Origin of the sequence: Kitasatospora sp. NPDC056446 (assembly GCF_042796115.1) — a bacterium.
Classification (GTDB): Bacteria; Actinomycetota; Actinomycetes; order Streptomycetales; family Streptomycetaceae; genus Kitasatospora.
This window is the reverse complement of the sequence record NZ_JBHTRF010000009.1, coordinates 100,605-118,727: the sequence shown is the minus strand read 5'-3', so window position 1 is coordinate 118,727 and position 18,123 is coordinate 100,605. Positions and strand designations below refer to the sequence as shown.

Annotated in this window: 24 protein-coding genes; 15 read left to right on the top strand and 9 right to left on the bottom strand. The window is 71.4% G+C overall.

Annotated elements, in window-relative coordinates; all coding sequences use genetic code 11:
* Positions 1–208: 208 nt before the first annotated feature.
* Positions 209–439 (top strand): hypothetical protein, encoded by a 231-nt coding sequence (locus ACFQ6N_RS08920; protein WP_380647900.1) that lies wholly within the window; start codon positions 209–211, stop codon positions 437–439.
* A 56-nt stretch (positions 440–495) separates the two neighbouring features.
* On the opposite strand, the gene ACFQ6N_RS08915 is transcribed toward ACFQ6N_RS08920, so the two are convergent.
* Positions 496–1,122, bottom strand: a complete 627-nt coding sequence (locus ACFQ6N_RS08915; protein ID WP_380647899.1) for an HAD family hydrolase — start codon at positions 1,120–1,122, stop codon at positions 496–498.
* 99 nt (positions 1,123–1,221) lie between these two features.
* On the opposite strand from ACFQ6N_RS08915, the gene ACFQ6N_RS08910 reads away from it, so the two are divergent.
* From ACFQ6N_RS08910 to ACFQ6N_RS08895, 4 genes are all read left to right on the top strand, one after another.
* The gene (locus ACFQ6N_RS08910) at positions 1,222–2,259 is read left to right on the top strand and encodes a FecCD family ABC transporter permease (RefSeq protein ID WP_380647898.1); all 1,038 of its coding nucleotides are present in this window, start codon (positions 1,222–1,224) and stop codon (positions 2,257–2,259) included.
* Entirely contained in the window at positions 2,256–3,302 is a 1,047-nt protein-coding gene (locus ACFQ6N_RS08905; protein WP_380647896.1) for a FecCD family ABC transporter permease, read from the top strand. Before ACFQ6N_RS08910 ends, ACFQ6N_RS08905 begins: the two co-directional genes overlap by 4 nt.
* A complete protein-coding gene (locus ACFQ6N_RS08900; RefSeq protein ID WP_380647895.1) occupies positions 3,302–4,129 on the top strand; it encodes an ABC transporter ATP-binding protein in 828 nt (275 codons plus the stop codon). The genes ACFQ6N_RS08905 and ACFQ6N_RS08900 overlap by 1 nt, the downstream gene beginning before the upstream one ends.
* 199 nt (positions 4,130–4,328) lie before the next feature.
* Positions 4,329–5,312, top strand: a complete 984-nt coding sequence (locus tag ACFQ6N_RS08895) for an ABC transporter substrate-binding protein (protein WP_380647894.1) — start codon at positions 4,329–4,331, stop codon at positions 5,310–5,312.
* Between the two features lie 46 nt (positions 5,313–5,358).
* Here ACFQ6N_RS08895 and ACFQ6N_RS08890 read toward each other — a convergent pair whose 3' ends face one another.
* Positions 5,359–6,204, bottom strand: a complete 846-nt coding sequence (locus ACFQ6N_RS08890; protein ID WP_380647893.1) for a DUF6597 domain-containing transcriptional factor — start codon at positions 6,202–6,204, stop codon at positions 5,359–5,361.
* Positions 6,205–6,269: 65 nt separating this feature from the next.
* On the opposite strand from ACFQ6N_RS08890, the gene ACFQ6N_RS08885 reads away from it, so the two are divergent.
* Positions 6,270–6,866, top strand: coding sequence for a TIGR03086 family metal-binding protein (locus ACFQ6N_RS08885; RefSeq protein WP_380647892.1), 597 nt, complete (start codon positions 6,270–6,272; stop codon positions 6,864–6,866).
* Between the two features lie 16 nt (positions 6,867–6,882).
* Here the strand turns inward: ACFQ6N_RS08885 and ACFQ6N_RS08880 are convergent, their stop codons facing one another.
* A complete protein-coding gene (locus ACFQ6N_RS08880) occupies positions 6,883–7,803 on the bottom strand; it encodes a LysR family transcriptional regulator (RefSeq protein WP_380647891.1) in 921 nt (306 codons plus the stop codon).
* A gap of 70 nt (positions 7,804–7,873) precedes the next feature.
* Between ACFQ6N_RS08880 and ACFQ6N_RS08875 the strand changes: the two genes are divergently transcribed.
* On the top strand, positions 7,874–8,242 hold the full coding sequence (locus ACFQ6N_RS08875) for a nuclear transport factor 2 family protein (RefSeq protein WP_380647889.1): 369 nt from the start codon (positions 7,874–7,876) through the stop codon (positions 8,240–8,242).
* 182 nt (positions 8,243–8,424) lie between these two features.
* Here ACFQ6N_RS08875 and ACFQ6N_RS08870 read toward each other — a convergent pair whose 3' ends face one another.
* The gene (locus tag ACFQ6N_RS08870; protein ID WP_380647888.1) at positions 8,425–8,676 is read right to left on the bottom strand and encodes a hypothetical protein; all 252 of its coding nucleotides are present in this window, start codon (positions 8,674–8,676) and stop codon (positions 8,425–8,427) included.
* Positions 8,676–9,041 (bottom strand): ATP-binding protein, encoded by a 366-nt coding sequence (locus ACFQ6N_RS08865; protein WP_380647886.1) that lies wholly within the window; start codon positions 9,039–9,041, stop codon positions 8,676–8,678. Before ACFQ6N_RS08865 ends, ACFQ6N_RS08870 begins: the two co-directional genes overlap by 1 nt.
* A 280-nt stretch (positions 9,042–9,321) precedes the next feature.
* Between ACFQ6N_RS08865 and ACFQ6N_RS08860 the strand changes: the two genes are divergently transcribed.
* Genes ACFQ6N_RS08860 through ACFQ6N_RS08850 form a run of 3 tightly spaced genes read left to right on the top strand, consistent with a single transcriptional unit; the run spans position 9,322 to position 10,619 of the window.
* On the top strand, positions 9,322–10,185 hold the full coding sequence (locus ACFQ6N_RS08860) for a helix-turn-helix domain-containing protein (RefSeq protein ID WP_380647884.1): 864 nt from the start codon (positions 9,322–9,324) through the stop codon (positions 10,183–10,185).
* On the top strand, positions 10,178–10,369 hold the full coding sequence (locus ACFQ6N_RS08855) for a DUF397 domain-containing protein (RefSeq protein WP_380647883.1): 192 nt from the start codon (positions 10,178–10,180) through the stop codon (positions 10,367–10,369). The genes ACFQ6N_RS08860 and ACFQ6N_RS08855 overlap by 8 nt, the downstream gene beginning before the upstream one ends.
* Before the next feature lie 58 nt (positions 10,370–10,427).
* Entirely contained in the window at positions 10,428–10,619 is a 192-nt protein-coding gene (locus ACFQ6N_RS08850) for a DUF397 domain-containing protein (RefSeq protein WP_380647882.1), read from the top strand.
* 130 nt (positions 10,620–10,749) lie between these two features.
* Here the strand turns inward: ACFQ6N_RS08850 and ACFQ6N_RS08845 are convergent, their stop codons facing one another.
* Positions 10,750–11,415, bottom strand: a complete 666-nt coding sequence (locus ACFQ6N_RS08845) for a DUF6879 family protein (protein ID WP_380647881.1) — start codon at positions 11,413–11,415, stop codon at positions 10,750–10,752.
* An 844-nt stretch (positions 11,416–12,259) separates the two neighbouring features.
* Between ACFQ6N_RS08845 and ACFQ6N_RS08840 the strand changes: the two genes are divergently transcribed.
* On the top strand, positions 12,260–12,619 hold the full coding sequence (locus tag ACFQ6N_RS08840) for a hypothetical protein (protein ID WP_380647880.1): 360 nt from the start codon (positions 12,260–12,262) through the stop codon (positions 12,617–12,619).
* A gap of 154 nt (positions 12,620–12,773) precedes the next feature.
* Here the strand turns inward: ACFQ6N_RS08840 and ACFQ6N_RS08835 are convergent, their stop codons facing one another.
* Positions 12,774–13,076 (bottom strand): hypothetical protein, encoded by a 303-nt coding sequence (locus ACFQ6N_RS08835; RefSeq protein WP_380647879.1) that lies wholly within the window; start codon positions 13,074–13,076, stop codon positions 12,774–12,776.
* Positions 13,077–13,280: 204 nt separating this feature from the next.
* On the opposite strand from ACFQ6N_RS08835, the gene ACFQ6N_RS08830 reads away from it, so the two are divergent.
* The 4 genes from ACFQ6N_RS08830 (at position 13,281) to ACFQ6N_RS08815 (ending at position 16,248) form a co-directional block, all read left to right on the top strand.
* Positions 13,281–13,943: a DUF6879 family protein gene (locus ACFQ6N_RS08830; RefSeq protein ID WP_380647878.1), complete on the top strand. Its 663-nt coding sequence runs from the start codon at positions 13,281–13,283 to the stop codon at positions 13,941–13,943.
* Positions 13,940–14,782 carry a helix-turn-helix domain-containing protein gene (locus ACFQ6N_RS08825; RefSeq protein WP_380647877.1) on the top strand — a complete coding sequence of 281 codons (843 nt, stop codon included), beginning with the start codon at positions 13,940–13,942 and terminating at the stop codon, positions 14,780–14,782. The genes ACFQ6N_RS08830 and ACFQ6N_RS08825 overlap by 4 nt, the downstream gene beginning before the upstream one ends.
* Before the next feature lie 131 nt (positions 14,783–14,913).
* Positions 14,914–15,072, top strand: coding sequence for a hypothetical protein (locus tag ACFQ6N_RS08820; protein ID WP_380647876.1), 159 nt, complete (start codon positions 14,914–14,916; stop codon positions 15,070–15,072).
* A gap of 3 nt (positions 15,073–15,075) precedes the next feature.
* Positions 15,076–16,248 carry a methyltransferase domain-containing protein gene (locus ACFQ6N_RS08815; RefSeq protein WP_380647875.1) on the top strand — a complete coding sequence of 391 codons (1,173 nt, stop codon included), beginning with the start codon at positions 15,076–15,078 and terminating at the stop codon, positions 16,246–16,248.
* A 66-nt stretch (positions 16,249–16,314) separates the two neighbouring features.
* On the opposite strand, the gene ACFQ6N_RS08810 is transcribed toward ACFQ6N_RS08815, so the two are convergent.
* Both ACFQ6N_RS08810 and ACFQ6N_RS08805 read right to left on the bottom strand, forming a co-directional pair.
* Entirely contained in the window at positions 16,315–17,361 is a 1,047-nt protein-coding gene (locus ACFQ6N_RS08810; RefSeq protein ID WP_380647874.1) for a fatty acid desaturase family protein, read from the bottom strand.
* A 129-nt stretch (positions 17,362–17,490) separates the two neighbouring features.
* On the bottom strand, positions 17,491–18,099 hold the full coding sequence (locus tag ACFQ6N_RS08805; protein ID WP_380647872.1) for a TetR/AcrR family transcriptional regulator: 609 nt from the start codon (positions 18,097–18,099) through the stop codon (positions 17,491–17,493).
* Positions 18,100–18,123: the final 24 nt, after the last annotated feature.

The window sequence follows — 18,123 nt, the reverse complement described above, 5'->3', positions numbered from 1 at the left end:
GCTCACACCCCCGGGTCTGAGGACACGGGACGCACCTGCGGCGCCCCTCGGCAACCCCTGCATACCCCCGCCCAGCAGGGATCAAAACGTTGAGCTGCCGGGAAACTGCGCAACGTGACCGGGCCGCTCCGGTGGACGGCCCCGCGGGTCGCTGCGCCACTCTGCAAGACTGGGGTCGGTCCGGCCCCGCCCCGAGGAGTGAGCAGACGTGAGCAGCCAGAGCGCCGAACCCGGCGACGTGTACGTCAAGGCCGGGGCGATCGTCTTCGGTCTCGGGGCACTCGCCACCCTGGCCACCTTCGTCCCGCTGTTCCTGCACCTGACGCCGCTGCCGACGGCCGCGTACTGGCTGAGCATGCTGATGCCGGCCGGTTTCCTGGCGGCGCTGACCGGGCTGTTCCTGAACGCGCGCGCCCAGCGCGGCCGGGTCGGGGCGTAGCCCACCCGGTCCGGGGCTTCCGAAGGCCCTGGGTCGCTGACCGCCGACGGCGGCCGCTAGCCGGCCAGGTGGCGGGCGAGCCAGTCCGGGAAGCCGGTGAGGTCCGCCAGCACCACGTCCGCGCCGGCCTCGCGCAGCTCGTCCTCGCCGTACGGCCCGGTGGCCACGGCGACCGCGACCGCGTCCGCGTGCCGGGCGCCCCGGATGTCGCCGAGGTGGTCGCCGACGTAGATGCTCGCGCCGTGCTCGCGCAGCGCCACGCCCTTGGTCTCCGCCCACAGGTCGCCGATCACGGTGTCCGCGACCATCCCGGCGTGCTCCAGGTGGAGTCGGGCGTTGGGCTCGTACTTGCCGGTGATCACGGCGACCCGGCCGCCGTGCTCGCGGACCGCCTCGACGGCCGCGTAGGCGCCCGGGAGGGCCACGGTCGGGGCGAAGGCGTGGTCGCGGTAGAGCTCGCGGTAGCGGGTCGCGACCCGCTCGACCTCCTCCTCGGGGAACCAGTTGCGGATCTCGTCCAGCAGCGGCGGGCCGAGCCGGGTGACCACCAGGTCGGCGTCGATGGGGGTGCCCGTCTCGGCGGAGAGCGCCAGGTAGGTGGCGTGGATACCCGGCCGGGTGTCCAGCAGCGTCATGTCGAGGTCGAAGCCGACGGTGAGCGGGGGCTGTGAGGTCTCGGGCATACCGTCAGGTTATCCAACGGTCTGCTCGGGCCACGAGGCGATTTGCCCCGGCTTCGCGGCGGAACTTAGGTTTGCCTGAGTTGTTCGCGGAGAGGGCCCATGACCGACGACACCACCGCACCACCCGGCGCGCCGCAGCGCGCGCCCCGGCGCCGAATACTGTGGCTCGCCGCCGCGCTGGCCGTACTGGCCGGCGCGGTGCTGCTGAGCCTGGCGGTCGGCAGCCGGACCATCCCGTTCGGCGCGACCGTCGACGCCCTGCTGCACGGCGGGGGCACCGCCGACGCGGTGGTGGTCCGCGAGCTGCGGGTGCCGCGCACGGTCGTCGGAGTGGCCGTCGGCGCGGCGCTCGGCCTGGCCGGGGCCGTCATGCAGGGCCTGACCCGGAACCCGATCGCCGACCCCGGCATCCTCGGCGTCTCCCAGGGCGCGGCGGCCGGCGTGGTCGTCGCCATCTCCGGCTTCGGCGTCTCCACCCTCACCGGGTACGTCTGGTTCGGCTTCGCGGGCGCGGTGGTCGCCACCGTGGTGGTCTACGGCCTCGCCGGGCGCGGCCGGGGCGGGGCGACACCGATCAAGCTGGCGCTGGCCGGCTCGGCGACGTCCGCCTTCATCGCCTCGCTCAACACCCTGGTGCTGACCACCGACGCGGCCACCATGGACCAGTTCCGCTTCTGGCACGTCGGCTCGCTCTCCGGGCGGTCCTCGGACGTGGCCTGGCAGCTGCTGCCGTTCCTGGCGGTCGGCACCGTGCTGGTCGTCGCGGTGGCGCGCGGGCTGGACGCGCTGGCGCTGGGCGAGGACACCGCGAAGGGGCTGGGCGCGAAGACCGGCCTGGTCCGGGCGGTCGGCGCGCTCGGCGCGACCGTCCTCACCGGCTCGGCGGTCGCGGCGGCCGGTCCGATCGCCTTCGTCGGCCTCGCCGTCCCGCACGCGGCCCGCGCGGTCGCCGGGGCGGACCACCGCTGGGTCCTCGCCTTCTCCGCCGTCCTCGGCCCGGCTCTGCTGCTGCTCGCCGACACCCTCGGCCGGGTGCTGTTCCCACCGTCCGAGGTCCCGGCGGGCGTGATGACCGCGCTGGTGGGCGTCCCGGTGCTGGTGGCCCTGGTCCGCCGTCGGAAGGTGGTCGCCGCATGAGCGCCGTTCCGCTGCGCGGCTACTCGGTGGTGCGGGCCGGGCGGGCCTCCTTCCTGCTGCACCGGCGGTCGGTGGCCGTCGCCGTCGGCCTGCTGGTGGCGCTCGCCGGGACGGTGGTGGCCTCGCTGTGCCTGGGCGAGTCCACCGTGTCGCCGGCCGAGGTGGTGAAGGTCGTCCTCGGGCAGCCGAGCCCGGACCAGCTGGTGGTCGGCGAGTTCCGGCTGCCCCGGGTGGTGGTCGGGCTGCTGGTCGGCACCGCGCTGGGGCTGGCCGGCGCGCTGATCCAGACCGTCGCCCGCAACCCGCTGGCCAGCCCCGACGTGGTCGGCGTGACCTGGGGCGCGACCGCGACCGTGGTCGGCCTGATGGCGTACGGCGTGGTCGGCTCGACCGGCCAGGCGCCGTACGCGGCGGTGGCCGGCGGCCTGACGGCCGGGCTACTGGTGTACGCGCTGGCGTGGCGGCGCGGGCTGCACGCGCAGCGCTTCGTGCTGATCGGCATCGGGATCAGCGTCGCCCTGTCCTCGCTCACGTCCGTGTTCCTCACCAAGGGCGACGGCTTCCAGGCGCAGGCCGCCAAGGTCTGGATGACGGGCAGCCTGAACGGCTCCGGCTACGACCAGGCCGACTGGCTCGCCTGGGTGCTGCTCGCCGCCCTGCCGGTCGCGCTGTGGGCGGCCCGCGCCCAGCGGTCGATCTCCTTCGACGACGCGACGGCCGTCGGCCTCGGCCTGCGGCTGGACCGGATCCGGCTGGGCATGGCGCTGCTGGGCATCGTGCTGGCCTCCTGCGCGGCAGGGGCCGCCGGGCCGGTGGACTTCGTCGCGCTGATGGCCCCGCAGATCGCGCTGCGGCTGGCCCGCTCGGCGCAGGTCCCGCTGTTCTGCTCGGCGCTGACCGGCGCGCTGGTGGTGGTCCTGGCCGACCTGATCGCCCGGCGGCTGCTGGCGCCGACCGAGCTGCCGGTGGGCGTGGTGACCGGCATGGTCGGCGCGCCGTACCTGATGTGGCTGCTGATCCGATCCCACCGTGGAGGTTCCTGATGTCCGCTCACCGTCTGGAGGCCAGGGGCCTCACCCTGGCCTACGAGGCGCGCACGGTCGTCGAGGACCTGGACGTCCGCATCCCGGACGGGCGGGTGACGGTGATCGTCGGCCCGAACGCCTGCGGCAAGTCGACCCTGCTGCGGGCCCTCGGCCGGCTGCTGAAGCCGGCCAGGGGCGCGGTGCTGCTGGACGGCGAGGAGCTGGCGCGGATCCCGACCAAGCGGATCGCCCAGCGGCTCGGCCTGCTGCCGCAGTCGCCGACCGCGCCGGAGGGCATCTCGGTGGCGGACCTGGTCTCGCGCGGCCGTCAGCCGCACCAGAGCTGGTGGCAGCAGTGGTCCCCGGAGGACGAGGCGGCGGTCTCGGAGGCCCTGGAGCGCACCTCCACCGCGGACCTGGCCGAGCGCAGCATGGACGAACTGTCGGGCGGCCAGCGCCAGCGCGCCTGGATCGCGATGGCCCTCGCCCAGGGCACCGACATCCTGCTGCTGGACGAGCCGACCACCTACCTGGACATCGCGCACCAGGTGGAGGTGCTGGACCTGGTGCGCCGGCTGAACGTCGAGCGCGGCCGGACGGTCGTCGCCGTCCTGCACGACCTCAACCAGGCGGCCCGGTACGCGGACCACCTGGTGGCGATGCGCGACGGCCGGGTGGTGGCGCAGGGCGCGCCCGGCGAGGTGGTGACGGCGGAGCTGGTGCGGGACGTGTTCGGGCTGGACTCGGTGGTGGTGCCGGATCCGGTGACGGGCACGCCGCTGGTCGTGCCGGGGGCGCCGTGGGTGGCGACGGCCGAGGCGGCGGAGGCAGCCGAAGCCGTGTAGGCGGCCGAGGCGGCGGGGCGGCCAGGCGGCGGGGCGGCCGAGGCGGTGGAGGCAGCCAGGCGGCGGGGCGGCCGAGGCGGTGGAGGCAGCCAGGCGGCGGACGCCGGGCGGCCCGCTTAGCGGAACTTTAGGTGCGATTTCGGACATAATCGACGGCGCCCCGCCCCCGCCTCGCCTCCTGAGCTCCCGAGGACCGCCGATGCCCCGGATCGCCCGCCGTACCCTCCTCGCCGGCCTCGGCGGGGCCGCGCTCGCGGCGTGCACGGGCGGCATCGGGCGGCCGGCACCGGCCGCCTCGGAGGGCTTCGACACCGGCGCCTCGCCGTCCCCCACCCCGGTACCGCCGGTGACCGTGAACGCCGCCACCGGGCCGGTGCTGGTGCCGGGCGAGCCGATGCGGGTCGTCGTGCTGGACACCGACGTGCTCGACTCCGCGCTGACCCTCGGCATCACCCCGGTCGGCGCCGCACTCCCCGCCCGGGACACCGGTTACCCCGACTACTGGCCGACCACCCGGACGACCGGGATCCGCCTGGTCGGCCCGGCCGGATCCCCCGACCTGCCGACCGTCCGGGCGCTGCGGCCCGACCTGATCCTCTCCAACCAGGCACGCGACGGCGACCGGTACGACCAGCTCCGGGAGATCGCCCCGACCGTGCTCACCCAGACCACCGGCGCGCCCTGGAAGGCCAACGTCCAACTGCACGCCCAGGCGCTGAGCCGGGAGGCGGCTGCGGCGGCCTTCGCCGCCTCGTACCAGAAGCACGTCGGGCAGGTGACCCAGGCGCTGGCGTCGGCCAAGCTGTCGGGGCGCAAGGTGAGCCTGGTGCGGTTCGTCGAGGGCGGCGGGATCCGGCTGTCCGGCCGGCAGAGCTTCCCCGGGACGGTGCTCTCCGACGCCCAGGTCGGGCGGCCGGACGCGCAGAACGTCGACCAGGCCGACTTCGAGATCCCGCTGGACCAGATCGGGAAGGCGGACGGCGACCTGCTGCTGTACGCCACGTACGGCGACCCGGCGGCGGCGGGCACCGACGCGGCACTGGCGAGCCCCGGGTGGCAGGCGCTGGGGGCGGTCAAGGCGCACCGGGCGTTCCCGGTCGACGACCAGCTCTGGTTCCAGGGGATCGGCTACACCGGGGCCAACTACCTGCTGGACGAACTGCAGCGCTTCCTGGGGGCGTGAGCCCGCACCGCACCGCACCGCATCGGCTTGGCCCGGCCCGGCGTGGTCAGCGCCCGCCGGCGTAGCGGGCCGGGGGGACGCCGACGGCGGCGGTAAAGTCCCTGGTGAAGTGCGACTGGTCGGAGTACCCCAGCTCGACGGCGAGCGCGGCCAGGTCCGACTCGCCGCCGCTGACGGCGCGTTCGGCGGCCTCGTGCAGCCGGGCGCGGCGCAGCACCCACTTCGGGGAGGCGCCGACGTACTCGGCGAACAGCCGCTGGAGCCGCCGGACGCTGAGGCCGAACTCCCCGGCCAGGTCGTCCACCCGGCGCAGGTCCGGCCTGCCGGTGACGCGTTCCACCATGGCGGCGACCTCGTCGGCGACCGGGTCCGGGGCGGGCAGCCGGGGCAGCAGGAAGCCGTCCGCGAGGGCGCCCGGATCGCCCTGACCGCCGTGCAGCAGCACCGAGTTGAACCGGTCGGCGGCAGGGCCGAAGTACTCGGCGGCGGGGACGGACCGGTCCGCGAGGTCGCTCACCCGGCGGCCCGCGAAGGGACGGAAGGCGCCGGGCCGGAACCGCACGCCGAGCACGTGCCCGGCGCCCTCCAGGCGGCGGACGAAGAGCGAGCGGTCGACCCCGTAGACCCGGGCCCGCGGGGCCTCGAAGACCAGGTGGACGTTGGGGTGCGCGAGCACCTTCTGCTCGTACGGGGGCAGGCCGTGCAGGTCCCAGCGGACCAGCCAGTAGTACTCGACGAACCGCGCCACCGCGGGGTCGGGCGCGATCCTCTCCACGCTGATCAGTTCGGCGGCCCGGGCCGGGTGCAGCACGCCGCGCCCGAGATCGGGCGAGCCCGGCGTGTCCGCTGCACCCGCTGTCCCCGGTGAGTCCGGTGCGTCCGCTGAGTCCATGGCGGCCAGGCTAGCGTCGCGTTTCTTCAAGACCGCGCGGCACCGCCCGGCGCAGGATCGGGACCATGAACGTCCACCCGATGCACCCCCTTCTCGCCCGCGCCGCCGCCGTGGCCGCCGGGATCGCCGCCGCCGTCCCGGCCGGCCACCCGCTGGACGCGCCGACGCCCTGCGGGGAGTTCGACACCCGCACGCTGATCAACCACTGGGTGCTCTACACCTCGCACGGCCTGGAGCACCGGGCGCTGCGCACCGAACTGCCCGAAGAACTGGTCGCGCGGGACTTCACCGCCGACACCGAATGGCGCTCCGCGTACGCGGCACAGCTGGAGCGGGCGGTCGCGGCCTGGGCCGACCCGGCCGTCTGGGAGGGGGACGTCGACCTCGGCGGCTCGCCGGCACCGGCGACCGGGATCGCCCGGATGCTGGTGCTGGAGCTGCTGCTGCACGGCTGGGACGTCGCCCGGGCGGTCGGTGGGGAGACCGCCGGGGTCGAGGTCGACGGTGAACTCGCGGCGGTGGCGCTGGAGATCGTCGAGGAGAACGCCGAGCTGTACCGGCAGTTCGCGGGCTTCGCCGAGCCGGTCGCCCTGCCGCAGGACGCCTCCGCCTGGGACCGCGCGCTGGCCGCCTCCGGGCGCGACCCGCGCTGGAAGGCCTAGGAAGGCCTAGGAAGGCCTAGTGAGGCCCGGGCCCGGGAACGCCTGGGAAACCCGGGAGCGCCTGGGGACCGCTCATCGCGGCGCGGAGCTTGTCCCGCAGCAGCCGGACCGCCGGGGCGTGCTGGTCCGGCCGGGCGACCAGGCCGAGCCGGGCGTAGGTCGCCGCGTCGGTGATCGGGACGGCCCGCAGGCCGGCGCCCTCCACGGAGGAGGCACTGAGCACGGCGACCCCGGCGCCGCGCTCGGCGAGGCGGAGCACGGCGAGCGGGGAGCTGGCGTCGATGTCCACGCGCGGGTCGAGGCCGAGCCGGCGGCAGGAGTCCTCGTAGGCGGCCCGGAGGCCGGTGCCCGGGGAGAGGCACAAGACCTTCTCGGTCCGGAGGTCGGCGAGGGACAGCTCCGCGCGGTCGAGCGGGTGCCCGACCGGGACGACGGCGACGATCCGCTCATCCACGACGATGTCGACGTCCAGGCCGGGGGCGGCCTCGCCCGCGAAGCCGACCAGGGCCAGGTCCAGTCCGCCGGACAGGACCTGGGCCTGAAGCCGGTCGGAGTGGCCCTCGTGCAGGCTGAGTTCGATGCCGGGGTGGGTGCGGCCGAGGTCGGCGACGACATCGAGGAAGGGCGGGATCGAGCAGCCCATGATCATGCCCAGCCGGACCCGGCCGCGGACGGCGTCGGCGAACTCGGCGGCGGTGTGGCGGATGGCGTCGAGGGTGGCCAGGGCACTCTTCGCCAGCGGGAGGACGGCCTCGCCGGCCGGGGTGAGGCGGACCTGGCGACTGGTGCGGTCGAGCAGTTGCTGGCCCAACTCCTTCTCCAGCTTGGCCACCTGGGTGCTGATGCCGGACTGGCTGACGTGCAGGCGGGCGGCCGCGGCGGTGAAGGTGCCCTCGTCGACGACGGCGGCAAGGTAGCGCAGCTGGTGCATCTCCATAACTCATGATGATAGCTGGCATCGGATCCATCTATTGGACGGATGGACGGGGCGGGCGGAGGATGGAGTCATGACGACGACGAAGAACGCGCGCGAGCTGGCCGAGAGCTACTTCACCGCCTGGGAGGCGGGCGAGTTCGAGACCATCCGGGGACTGCTGGCCGACGATGTGGAGTTCGTCGGGGCACTGGGGACGGCATCGGGGGTGGAGGAGGCACTGGCCGGACTGCGGGGGCTCGGGCAGGTGCTGGAGAAGATCGACGTGAAGGTGCGGGTCGCCGAGGGGGACGACGTGGTCACCTGGTTCGAACTGAACACCAGCATCGCGCCGCCGGCACCGACGGCGAACTGGATGCACACGGAGAACGGGAAGATCGCCCGAATCCGGGTCACCTTCGACCCGCGCGGACTGCTCGCCGGATTCGAAAAGACCAGCTGACTTCGGGCAAAGCAAGGGAGAGCAGGAGGGCCGTGATCGCCGGGGGCGGTGACGGCCCTCCTCTGCGTGCTCCTATGCGTCCTCGTCGGGCGGGGTGGTGCGGAGGGCGGTGACGACGCCCAGGGCGACGGTCACGAAGGCGAGGGCGAGGAGGACGGCGAAGGCCGTCCCGACCAGGAACCTCACCTGGTCCTGCGCTCGGCGGCCAGGAGCAGGGTGAGGAGGTTGAGGAGAGTGGAGGCCGGCGCGGTGCCGAAGCGGACGAGGACGCGGCCGTCCGGGGTGCGCTTGGTGTTGAGGGTGGGGAAGATGAGGCCGAACTCGCGGCCCCGGTCGTCGACTTCGTCCAGGAGGGAGAGGATGTGGTCGTGGGTGTAGTACCGGATCCGGTGGTCCGTCGGCAGCATGGGCTGCGGGAGGGGGCGGTAGATCATCAGGCCGCGTCCTTCTCGAGCTCGAACCAGACCGATTTGCCGTGCTCCTGGGGGTCGACGCCCCAGCGGTGGGTCAGGCCGGCGACGAGTTGGAGGCCCCGGCCGGACTCGGCGAGCAGGGGCGGGGCCTGCGGGTTCGGGGAGAGGGGGCTCTCGTCGGAGACGGAGACGCGCAGGACGGTGCCGAGGAAGAGGATCTGGATGATCGGGGCGGGGGTGCCACCGTGCCGCCAGGCGTTGACAAGAAGTTCACCGAGGGCGAGCTCGGCGTCGAAGGTGGCCGAGGGCTGCCAGCCGGAGCGGACCATCGCGTCCCGGAGGGACTGGCGGGTGAGGGCGAAGGTGGGCGTGTTGAGGTGACGCATGGGACTTCTCCCGAGGCGTGAGTGAGGGAAGAACCGGCGGAACACATGTCGCCGTGAGCAAGGCCAGGCCGGGCCAGGTAGGCAGATGGACGTGGCTGCTCTGCGGTGCTTGCTAGCAGGCGTTACTGACGATCCGTCGGATCGAGGTGAGACCGACCATAGTGCAGGACAGTGGATAATTTTCCCCCATGCCGGGATGTTCGCTCGATCGTGGTAGTCGGTAGACCGACACTCAGCCCTCGCGGCAGACTTGAGGCGTCCACATCCTCGAAAGGAAGCCATGCCGCCACGCGTCAACCCGACACTCCGCCAATGCAGGTTTGGCACCGAGCTGCGGAGAATGCGCGAGCGGGCCGGCTTCGGTGGCTCGGAGCTCGGCCGTCTCGTCGGCATGAACCCGGCTCAGGTCACGCAGATGGAATCTGGACGGATCGGCATCAGCGCGGACCGTCTGCGCACCATCGCCGCCGCGTGTAACTGCGCGAATCGCCCGATGGTCGACGCCCTCGCAGACATCATCGCGGAGCGCGGTCGAGGCTGGTGGGAGGAGTACCGAGAGGTCCTGACGACGGACTTCCTTGAGGTAGCCGAGGTCGAACATCACGCCAAGACGCTCACCACCTGCACGACCACGTACATCCCGGGCCTGCTGCAAACCGGGAGCTACGCATCCGCCGTGTTCGCTCGGGTCTATCCGCCGCTCCCCCGCAAGGACATCGATGTCCGAACTGCATTCCGCGTACAGCGGCAACAGGTAGTCCGCACGGGAAAGATCCCTCTTCGCGCCTTCATCCACGAGGCAGCGCTCCGAATGCAGTTCGGCGGCCCCAGGGTTCTCGCAGACCAGCTTGACGCCCTGATCGGGGACTCGGCCGACAAGGGCATCTCGATCAGGGTGGTCCCGTTCGATGTAGACACATTCCCTGGCGCCGGTGAGAACGTCACTCTTGCCCAGGGCCCTGTGCCCGAACTCGACACCGTCCAGATGGACACTTCCTCAGGCACGCTCTTCTTCGATGCCCCAGCAGACTTGGCCAAGCATCGATCCATCTTCGACCGCGTGGACTCCGCTGCGCTTTCCGAGGACGAGTCGCGAGACTTCATCCGATCCATCAAGAAAGAAGTGGAAGCCAAGTATGCGTAGCACCGAGTGGCAGAAGTCGAGCTACAGCGCGGCGAACAACGAGTGCGTGGAGGTTCGCACGGCTGGCGGGGCAGTCGAACTCCGCGAGTCCGACGAAGACCGCACCATCCTCCGCACTTCCCCCGCCGCCCTCGCCGCCCTCCTCCACGGCATCAAGGCCGGCGAATTCGACCACCACGCCTGACTTCCCGCCCCCTCGCTCCCCCAGAGCGAGGGGGCATACCCCACCTACGGAGGCCGAGTTGACCGACTCCAACTGGCAGAAGTCCAGTTACTCCGGCGCAAGCGACAACTGCATCGAGGTCCGTACCGTAAGCAGGACGATCGAACTTCGCGAGTCCGAGGAGGGCCACCTCATCCTCCACACCACCCCCACCACCTTCGCCGCCCTCCTCCACGGCACCAAGGCCGGCGAATTCGACCACCACGCGTAACCCCACGGCCCCTCGCACGAAAGTCGCGCGAGGGGCCGAAACCATTCCACTCCGCCTGCACCTCACCCACCGGAGCGGAGTTCACGCATCCGGACGCCGAGAGAGGACCGTGCCTGCTGATAGTCGGTGCTCACATGCCGGAAGTTACCTGACCCCGGAACTCCGCGTACGGCGTTGCGTGGTGCCAGGCCGCGTCACGGGCCTCGCAGGCCCGAAGGACTTCCAACGGGTCGGTGACCAGCTCCATTCCGACCGTGCGCTCTCTGTCGAAGTGGAAGCGCGCGACCGTGCGGGAATCGAAGAGCCAGAAGTCCGACAGCCCGGCCAACCCCGCCGCCTCCGCAGCCGACCGCCACATGTACCGGATGTCCTCGCCGGCCGCCACGTTGGTCCGGGCGCACGCCAGCAGATACCGCTGCCCCTCGGTCGGCGGATCGTCCACCAGACGCACCCGCTCGAACCTCTTGCCCTTGTCCACCATGCGACGCACGTTGTCGAACCACGGGTGTCCGACCTCACCGGCCGTGTCTCCCGTCCGTAGGAACTCGGCATAGGAGGACATCTGCCGGTCGGAGAGATAGCCGGTGCGCGTCTCCAGCCGCCATGCCGTGTGCTCGAAGCCGTCGTTGATGAACTCGGTGATCTTCTGCTGAGGCACGAACTCCGGCACTGGCGTCGACTCCCTCGGCGCGAACCTCACGAGCAGTTCGCGAGGCACGACTACGAAGCCTTCATCCTCCTTCACGTACCTGAGTTGCGCCACGTCCTCCGGATCCCGCACGAGATCGCCCTGCACCACCGCTGCTACGCCGGGGCCCCGCCGCCTGCGCGCGGCGGGGCCCCATCCGCTCGGAGGAGTTCCCCTTGGTCGACCCGGATCGACTCCATATCTCCTACGCCATGCGGCAGTTCGCCGATGAGACATGGGCCCTTCGCGCCGAGCGGTGGACGGCGTCGTTCTACGTTCCGGCCGAGAACATCGGTACCGCGGAGATCACCCGTGTGATCCCCGGCGTGACCCCGAACCCTCGCACGGCCCTGGAGGCGGACCCCGGCCTGCTCGACCGCATCCCCCGCGTGATCTTCACCGAGGACGGCGCCCTCGCTCCGGCTCTGGCCGGCAAGAACCCGACGCTGCTCCTCCTGCCGGAGTCCGTCCACGTCACCACCGCGTGGCGGGGAAAGGGAGTCGGTACGCGCCTGGCCGTCGCCGCGCTCCGCCGGCCGGCCGTCCCCGGGACACACTGGCCGTCTGCTACCCGGCTCCGATCCACGACCACGGGCCGGACGAGCCGTGCTCCTACGCCTCCGACGACCCCGAGGTCCGGCGGCCGGACGAGGAGGCGATCACGAAGCTACGCCGGGCATGGGAGGACTGGGATCGGCCTACACCGCCCACTACTGGCCTGGCGAGGGCCGCGTGTCCTATATCTGGCCCGGCGACTGGGCCTGCTCGCGCTGGTCTCGGTGACGATGTGCCCGGCCGCACCCCACGGGCCGTCCGGCAGGGGCTGGCAAGGAGCAGCCAACTGGGGAATAGCGGAGCAATAGGGCGATGAGCGCCATCCTAGAAGTTGGCGTACTATCTAAATACCTGGGCTTCGCAACTTGCATTCTCTGCAGAGGGAGTTGAGTTCCCCATGGTTACATTTGATAATCGGTTCCACCTCATTACACCCATCAGTGAAGGAAGCCTGGTCTTCCTCACTGGCACGGTGATTGTGAATGCCAACTCGACGGGGCCAGCCTGGCAGCGCTTCAACGTCTCCTTCAACCTCGACGATGTCAGATGGGCAAGTGCACCGCGAGTCGCCCCCGCGGTATCCCTCGCCACCATCGCCACGGGGGCGGAGGGCAACAACGCCGGTTGGGCAGTGGACAGGTCCAACTCCCACTTCGTCGACGGTTTTATTCAGCTTAGCTGCGATCTTGCCGTCGTTGGGACAGTCAGTCTGATCAGGCTCACCTACCAGGTCACCGCCATCGGGATTAGAGCGTGATAGACCGGCTGCCTCCGATCCGACAAGATCGACCGGACAGGGCCCAAGCCGGTTCCCTCGCCCCCGACCCCGAACGGGCGCCCCATCAGGCCCGAGCACCCCGCGGCCCCTCGCGCTCGACTCGCGCGAGGGGCCGCAACGTGCCTACCAGGATTCAGTCACACACGGGGACCTCGAAGCTCTGGGACTGCGACGTGTCCACCGAGGGCTTGCCGTCCGAGAGGATCGTGGTGGAGGAGCTGATCTCGAACTTCCGAGTGCCCGTGGAACACAGGTTGTCGGTCGTGGAGCGCTGCGTCCACGCCTTGCCCTCGCCGTACTCGATCGCCCCGTTGTAGGCGGTGCCGTCGGGCGCGGTCAGCCGGTACCTGGACCTGTTGACGGCGCAGGAGTCGTCGGCCCTGCCGACTTCCCACTCACCTCCTCCGCAGCCTCCATCCGACCAGGAACCGCACACGCGATCGGCCCTGACAACTTCGGCTCCCTACGCGAATATTCGAGAATCCCCGCTCGCTCCCCGGCCGTTCCAGGGCATGCTGATGCCGCCTGACCGACTGTGAGGGGAGCGGCTGTGAGCCGACGACTGCGATTCATCGGAAGCACTTCAGGGAACAGCGGATGCCCGACGCTTTACGAGGACGTGGAGACCGGGGAGGTGATCGTGCAAGGCGACATCGTGACCGACCCCGACGAGATCACCCAACTCCGCAACATCAAGCCCGGCGAAGGGTTCGTGATCGTGCCACGTGCACTGCTCGCCGACTTCGCGCCGCGCGATGTGAACCGAGAACCCGAACTGATCAGCTACGACGAGTTCGAGGAGATGTTCACGACCTTCGAGCACACGGCCTTCCGACTGGAGACCCGCCGCCGATACCGCTCCGACGAACAGAGCGAGACCTACCACCGGTTCGTCGCCGGCCTGGATCCCGAATGGGACCTGGACCACCCCTGGTGCCGCTCGCGCCGCGAACAGTCCGCCCTGGGCAAGCGGTTCGAGCGGGTGCGGATCATGGACAATCCGCCCACCATGGGGCAGCGATACCTGCTCAACAACGCCGAACGAAACAACGCCGTCGGTGAGGACACCCGGTACCTCTGGCGTGCCGACGCCGAGCGACTGGACCTCCCTGCTGAGGATGCCTGGCTGTTCGACTCCCGCGTCATCGCCCTGCTGCACTTCGACGCCGACGACGACATCACCGAGATCGAGCTGATCACCGACCCGGTGCAGGTGGCCCGCGCCTGCCAAGTCCGGGACGCCGCCTGGCACTACGCCACGCCGAGCCGCACGTTCGCCGCTGGGGTACCGTCCGCCATGTGAGCACCGACTTCCAGCACGCCAGAATCGCCCTCGGCCTGCGGCTCCGTGAGCTGCGCGCCGAGGGCGGTCTCACCGGCCGGCAGCTGGCCGACCGGCTGGGCTGGACACAGTCCAAGGTCAGCAAACTGGAGACCGGGCGGCAGACGGCCACCCACGACGACCTCAAGGCCTGGGCCGAAGGGGTCGGACAACCCGAAGCGGCAGCCGAGTTGGCCGCCAGATTGCGGTCCTTCGAGTCGGGAACCCGCTCCTGGCGGCGGCAGTTGGCCGCCGGGCACAAACCCGTGCAGGACACGCTGACCATTGAATACGAACGCTCAACCGTCATGCGCGCGTGGGAAAACTCTGTGATCGTCGGCATGCTCCAGACCGCCGACTATGCCCGGCACGTCTTCAGCGCGTACGTCGATCTCCACCAGTCTCCGCGCGACATAGACGAGGCCGTACGCGCCCGTATCCAGCGGCAGGAAATCCTGTACCAGCCGGGCAAGCGCTACCGCTTCATCATATGGGAATCCGCACTACTCGCCCGGATGTGCCCGCCGGCCGTCATGGCCGCGCAACTCGACCGACTGAGCGGTGTGATCGGGCTGGACACCGTGTCGCTCGGTATTGTGCCGTTCGAGGCTTCGCTCACGTTGCCTCCGGCCAACAGCTTCTGGATCTACGACGAACGACTCGTCATCGTCGAGGACTGGCACGCCGAACTCTGGCTCGACCAGCCGGAGAACGTGGCGCTCTACCTGCGTGTGTGGGAAACCCTGGCCGGCTCTGCCGTCTACGGGACGGACGCCCACAAGGTCATCACGCGCTGCCGCCGGGCTCTGGGCACCCTCTGAAGAATCTCCGCGAACCCCGCCCGCCCGGTGCCGGAATATTCGCGAATCGCCCGCCGTCCGGCGCCTCCCGTCCGCCTAACGTGCTGCTCGACGGCGGCATTCGGCGTCGCCGAGGAAGCAAGGGGAAGCACATGCCCGTGTTCAACGACGGCAAGCACGGCGGCGGGTCCGGCTCCGGCGACGGTGGCGGCCAGCAGGACGACAGCAGCAGTGGCAACAAGCACGGTGGCGGGGGCAGCGACGAGGGCGGCAACACCTCGGACGGCAGCGGCCCGGCGTCGGGCAGCTGACGCGTGACCGAGCAGCACGAAGTGGAGGCCGGCCGGGCCCGGCTGGCCTCCACGCTCATCGCGAACGGGGCCCTCACCGTGGACTGGCTGACCACCTACGACGCCGTTCCCCGCCACTGGTTCGTCCCCGCCCTCATCTGGCCCGGCCGGGGCGACGGCCTCCGTCAGGGTGACGCCGTGAACCGACACGCCGACCCGGCCGGCTGGTGGCACGCCGCCTACTCCGACGTCCCGCTCACCACGCAGTGGGACGACGGCGACCACACCGGCGAAGGCCGTGGCACCACACCCACGTCCTCCAACTCCATGCCGACCATGGTGTTCTCGATGCTCGCGGCCCTGGATGCCGAGCCCGGCGACCGGGTACTGGAGATCGGCACCGGCACGGGCTGGAACGCCGCTCTCCTCTCCCACCGCCTCGGTCACGACAACGTCGCGACGGTCGAGGTGGACGAGGACAGCGCCGCCGAGGCACGACTCCGGCTGGCGCGCGCCGGGCACTCACCGACGCTCGTGGTCGGCGACGGAGCCGCGGGCCACCCGGACGGCGCACCGTACGACCGGGTGATCGCGACCTGCTCGGTTCGGCGGGTGCCGCCCGCCTGGGTCGAGCAGACCCGCCCCGGCGGGCTGATCGTCGCTCCGTGGGGGCCCGAGTACGGCGGCGAAGCCGTCGTCCGGCTCACCGTCGGCGACGACGGCACGGCGAGCGGCCGGTTCGTCGGGTCATCCGCCTTCATGCGGCTCCGCCAACAGCGGGCCGCCCGCCCCGGCAGCTTGGAGTACCTGTCCGGTCCGTGGCCGGCGGGCGGCGTCGCGTCGGTGACGCCCCTCTCCCCGGAGGATGTCGGCGGCTGGTCGGCCATGTTCGCCGTCGGCGCGCAGGTGTCCGAGGCGTTCCCGCTCGTCGAGCGCTACGCCGACGGCACCTACACCCTCTGGCTGCATGACACGGCCGTCACGTCCTGGGCCACCGTCGACTGGGCGCCCGGCCGCACCGCGTACGAGGTGGTGCAGTCCGGCCCCCGCAGCCTCTGGGACGAGGTACGGTCCGCCTGGCGCTGGTGGGACGACCGGGGCCGGCCCGGCTTCGACCGCTTCGGCCTCACCGTCACGCCCGGCGGCCAGACGGTGTGGCTGGACTCGCCGGACAACCCGGTGCCCGCCCGGGGTTGAGGGCGCCAACGGCAGAGTGGGAAGTCGGCCTGGCCGACTTCCCACTCCCCCGCTCCGGCGCGCCCGTCACTCTCCGGAGCGGATCGGCTCTCCCGTCCGGTGGAGGTGGGTGAAGACCTCCCGGTAGGACCTGATCAGGCCGGTCTCGTAGTACGGGATGCCCTTCTCCGCACAGAACTCCCGGGTGATCCGCGCCGCCCTGCCCAGGGCCGGGGTCGGCATACTGGGGAACAGGTGGTGCTCCACCTGGTAGTTGAGGCCGCCCATCACCGAGTCGATGACCGCGCCGCCCCGCACGTTCCGCGAGGTCAGCACCTGGCGGCGCAGGAAGTCGAGCTTCATCTCCGGTGTCACCATCAGCATCCCCTTGTGGTTCGGGGCGAACACGCAGCCCAGGTAGATGCCGAGCAGCGCCTGGTGCACCGCGAGGAAGGCCACCGCCTTGCCCACCGGGAGCGCCGCGAACACCAGCCCGAAGTACGCCACGAAGTGCACGACCAGCAGCACGCCCTCCACCACCGGCCGCTTCATCGTGGGGCTGCGCAGCGCCTTGAAGCTGTTGAAGCTGAGGTTGAGGCCCTCCAGCAGGAGCAGCGGGACGAACAGGTACGCCTGCCGGCGTCCGATGAACCGGGCGAGGCCACTGGCCTTGCGGGCCTGCCGCTTGGACCACACCAGGAGTTCGGGGGCGACGTCCGGGTCCCGCTCCTCGTGGTTGGGGTTGGCGTGGTGGCGGGTGTGCTTGTTCATCCACCAGCCGTAGCTCATGCCCATCAGCAGGTTGGCGGCGATCCGGCCGCCGACCTCGCTCGGCACCCGCCGGGTGAACACCTGCCGGTGCGCCAGGTCGTGCGAGAACAGCGCGACTTGGGCGAAGACCACGGACATCGCCACGGCCAGGCCGAGCTGCCACCAGGTGTCGCCCAGCGCGAACAGGGCGTACCAGCCCCCGAGGAACGCGGCGAGCACCAGGGCCGCCCGGACGGTGTAGTAGCCGGGGCGCCGGTCGAGCAGGCCCTCGGCGGCGATCCGGCGGCTCAACTGGGCGAAGTCGCTGCCGCTCGCCACCGCTTGGGCGGGGACCTCGGGCATCGTCAGGGGCTGTGTGGGCATGCTCCGAGTCTGGTCGGCCGGGGTGCCCCGAAGAACGGGGAAAGCACCCGTCCCGTACGGGTGTTAACCCCCGCCCGGCCACGGGTGCCCGCCCCGCCGCGCGGGCACAAGCGCGGGCGCGCGGCCACGTCAGCCGCCGCCGTCCGACGGCCGGAACAGCTCGTCCAGGTGGTGGGTGAGGACCGCCAACGCCTCCTCGCCGCCGCGCTGGCCGCCGAGGACGCTCGATCCGAGCCCGTTGACCATCGCCAGCAGCCCGGCCGCCGCCATCCCGGTGTCGCGGCCCGGGCCGATCTCCCCGGCTTCCTGCGCCGCGCGGAGCTGCTTGGCGAGGAAGCCCTCCAGGACGGCCGGCGGCTGCGCGGCCCGCTGTTCCAACGCCTCGGGGTCGCCGAGCACCAGCGCGTAGTACGCCGCGTAGGTCCTGGTGATCCGGCGGCTCTCCGCGTCCGTCGGGAGGATGCAGGACAGGATCGCCGTCACGACCTCCCGTGGTGCGCGGGCCCCGCCGATCCACCGTTCCATCCGGGCCTGGAGCTGGGTTCCGAGCCTGGCCAGGGCGTCGAGCAGCAGGCCCTCCTTCGTCGTGAAGTAGTACTGCACGAGCCGCAGCGAGACGCCGGCCTCCGTCGCGACCGCCCGCATGCTGGCCGCTTGCAGGCCCTGGGTGTCGGCGATCCGCAGCAGGGCCTCGGCGATCTGCCGCCGGCGCTCTTCGTGGTCGACCTTCGCGGTCATGTCCGGCCTTCCGTGGGTGGGCCC

Bases quoted from the DNA above. Each gene is read 5' to 3' on its own strand.
- ACFQ6N_RS08915 (WP_380647899.1), bottom strand. From the start codon at position 1,122: ATGCCCGAGACCTCACAGCCCCCGCTCACCGTCGGCTTCGACCTCGAC.
- ACFQ6N_RS08910 (WP_380647898.1), top strand. From the start codon at position 1,222: ATGACCGACGACACCACCGCACCACCCGGCGCGCCGCAGCGCGCGCCC.
- ACFQ6N_RS08905 (WP_380647896.1), top strand. From the start codon at position 2,256: ATGAGCGCCGTTCCGCTGCGCGGCTACTCGGTGGTGCGGGCCGGGCGG.
- ACFQ6N_RS08900 (WP_380647895.1), top strand. From the start codon at position 3,302: ATGTCCGCTCACCGTCTGGAGGCCAGGGGCCTCACCCTGGCCTACGAG.
- ACFQ6N_RS08895 (WP_380647894.1), top strand. From the start codon at position 4,329: ATGCCCCGGATCGCCCGCCGTACCCTCCTCGCCGGCCTCGGCGGGGCC.
- ACFQ6N_RS08890 (WP_380647893.1), bottom strand. From the start codon at position 6,204: ATGGACTCAGCGGACGCACCGGACTCACCGGGGACAGCGGGTGCAGCG.
- ACFQ6N_RS08885 (WP_380647892.1), top strand. From the start codon at position 6,270: ATGAACGTCCACCCGATGCACCCCCTTCTCGCCCGCGCCGCCGCCGTG.
- ACFQ6N_RS08880 (WP_380647891.1), bottom strand. From the start codon at position 7,803: ATGGAGATGCACCAGCTGCGCTACCTTGCCGCCGTCGTCGACGAGGGC.
- ACFQ6N_RS08875 (WP_380647889.1), top strand. From the start codon at position 7,874: ATGACGACGACGAAGAACGCGCGCGAGCTGGCCGAGAGCTACTTCACC.
- ACFQ6N_RS08870 (WP_380647888.1), bottom strand. From the start codon at position 8,676: ATGATCTACCGCCCCCTCCCGCAGCCCATGCTGCCGACGGACCACCGG.
- ACFQ6N_RS08865 (WP_380647886.1), bottom strand. From the start codon at position 9,041: ATGCGTCACCTCAACACGCCCACCTTCGCCCTCACCCGCCAGTCCCTC.
- ACFQ6N_RS08860 (WP_380647884.1), top strand. From the start codon at position 9,322: ATGCCGCCACGCGTCAACCCGACACTCCGCCAATGCAGGTTTGGCACC.
- ACFQ6N_RS08855 (WP_380647883.1), top strand. From the start codon at position 10,178: ATGCGTAGCACCGAGTGGCAGAAGTCGAGCTACAGCGCGGCGAACAAC.
- ACFQ6N_RS08840 (WP_380647880.1), top strand. From the start codon at position 12,260: ATGGTTACATTTGATAATCGGTTCCACCTCATTACACCCATCAGTGAA.
- ACFQ6N_RS08820 (WP_380647876.1), top strand. From the start codon at position 14,914: ATGCCCGTGTTCAACGACGGCAAGCACGGCGGCGGGTCCGGCTCCGGC.
- ACFQ6N_RS08810 (WP_380647874.1), bottom strand. From the start codon at position 17,361: ATGCCCACACAGCCCCTGACGATGCCCGAGGTCCCCGCCCAAGCGGTG.
- ACFQ6N_RS08805 (WP_380647872.1), bottom strand. From the start codon at position 18,099: ATGACCGCGAAGGTCGACCACGAAGAGCGCCGGCGGCAGATCGCCGAG.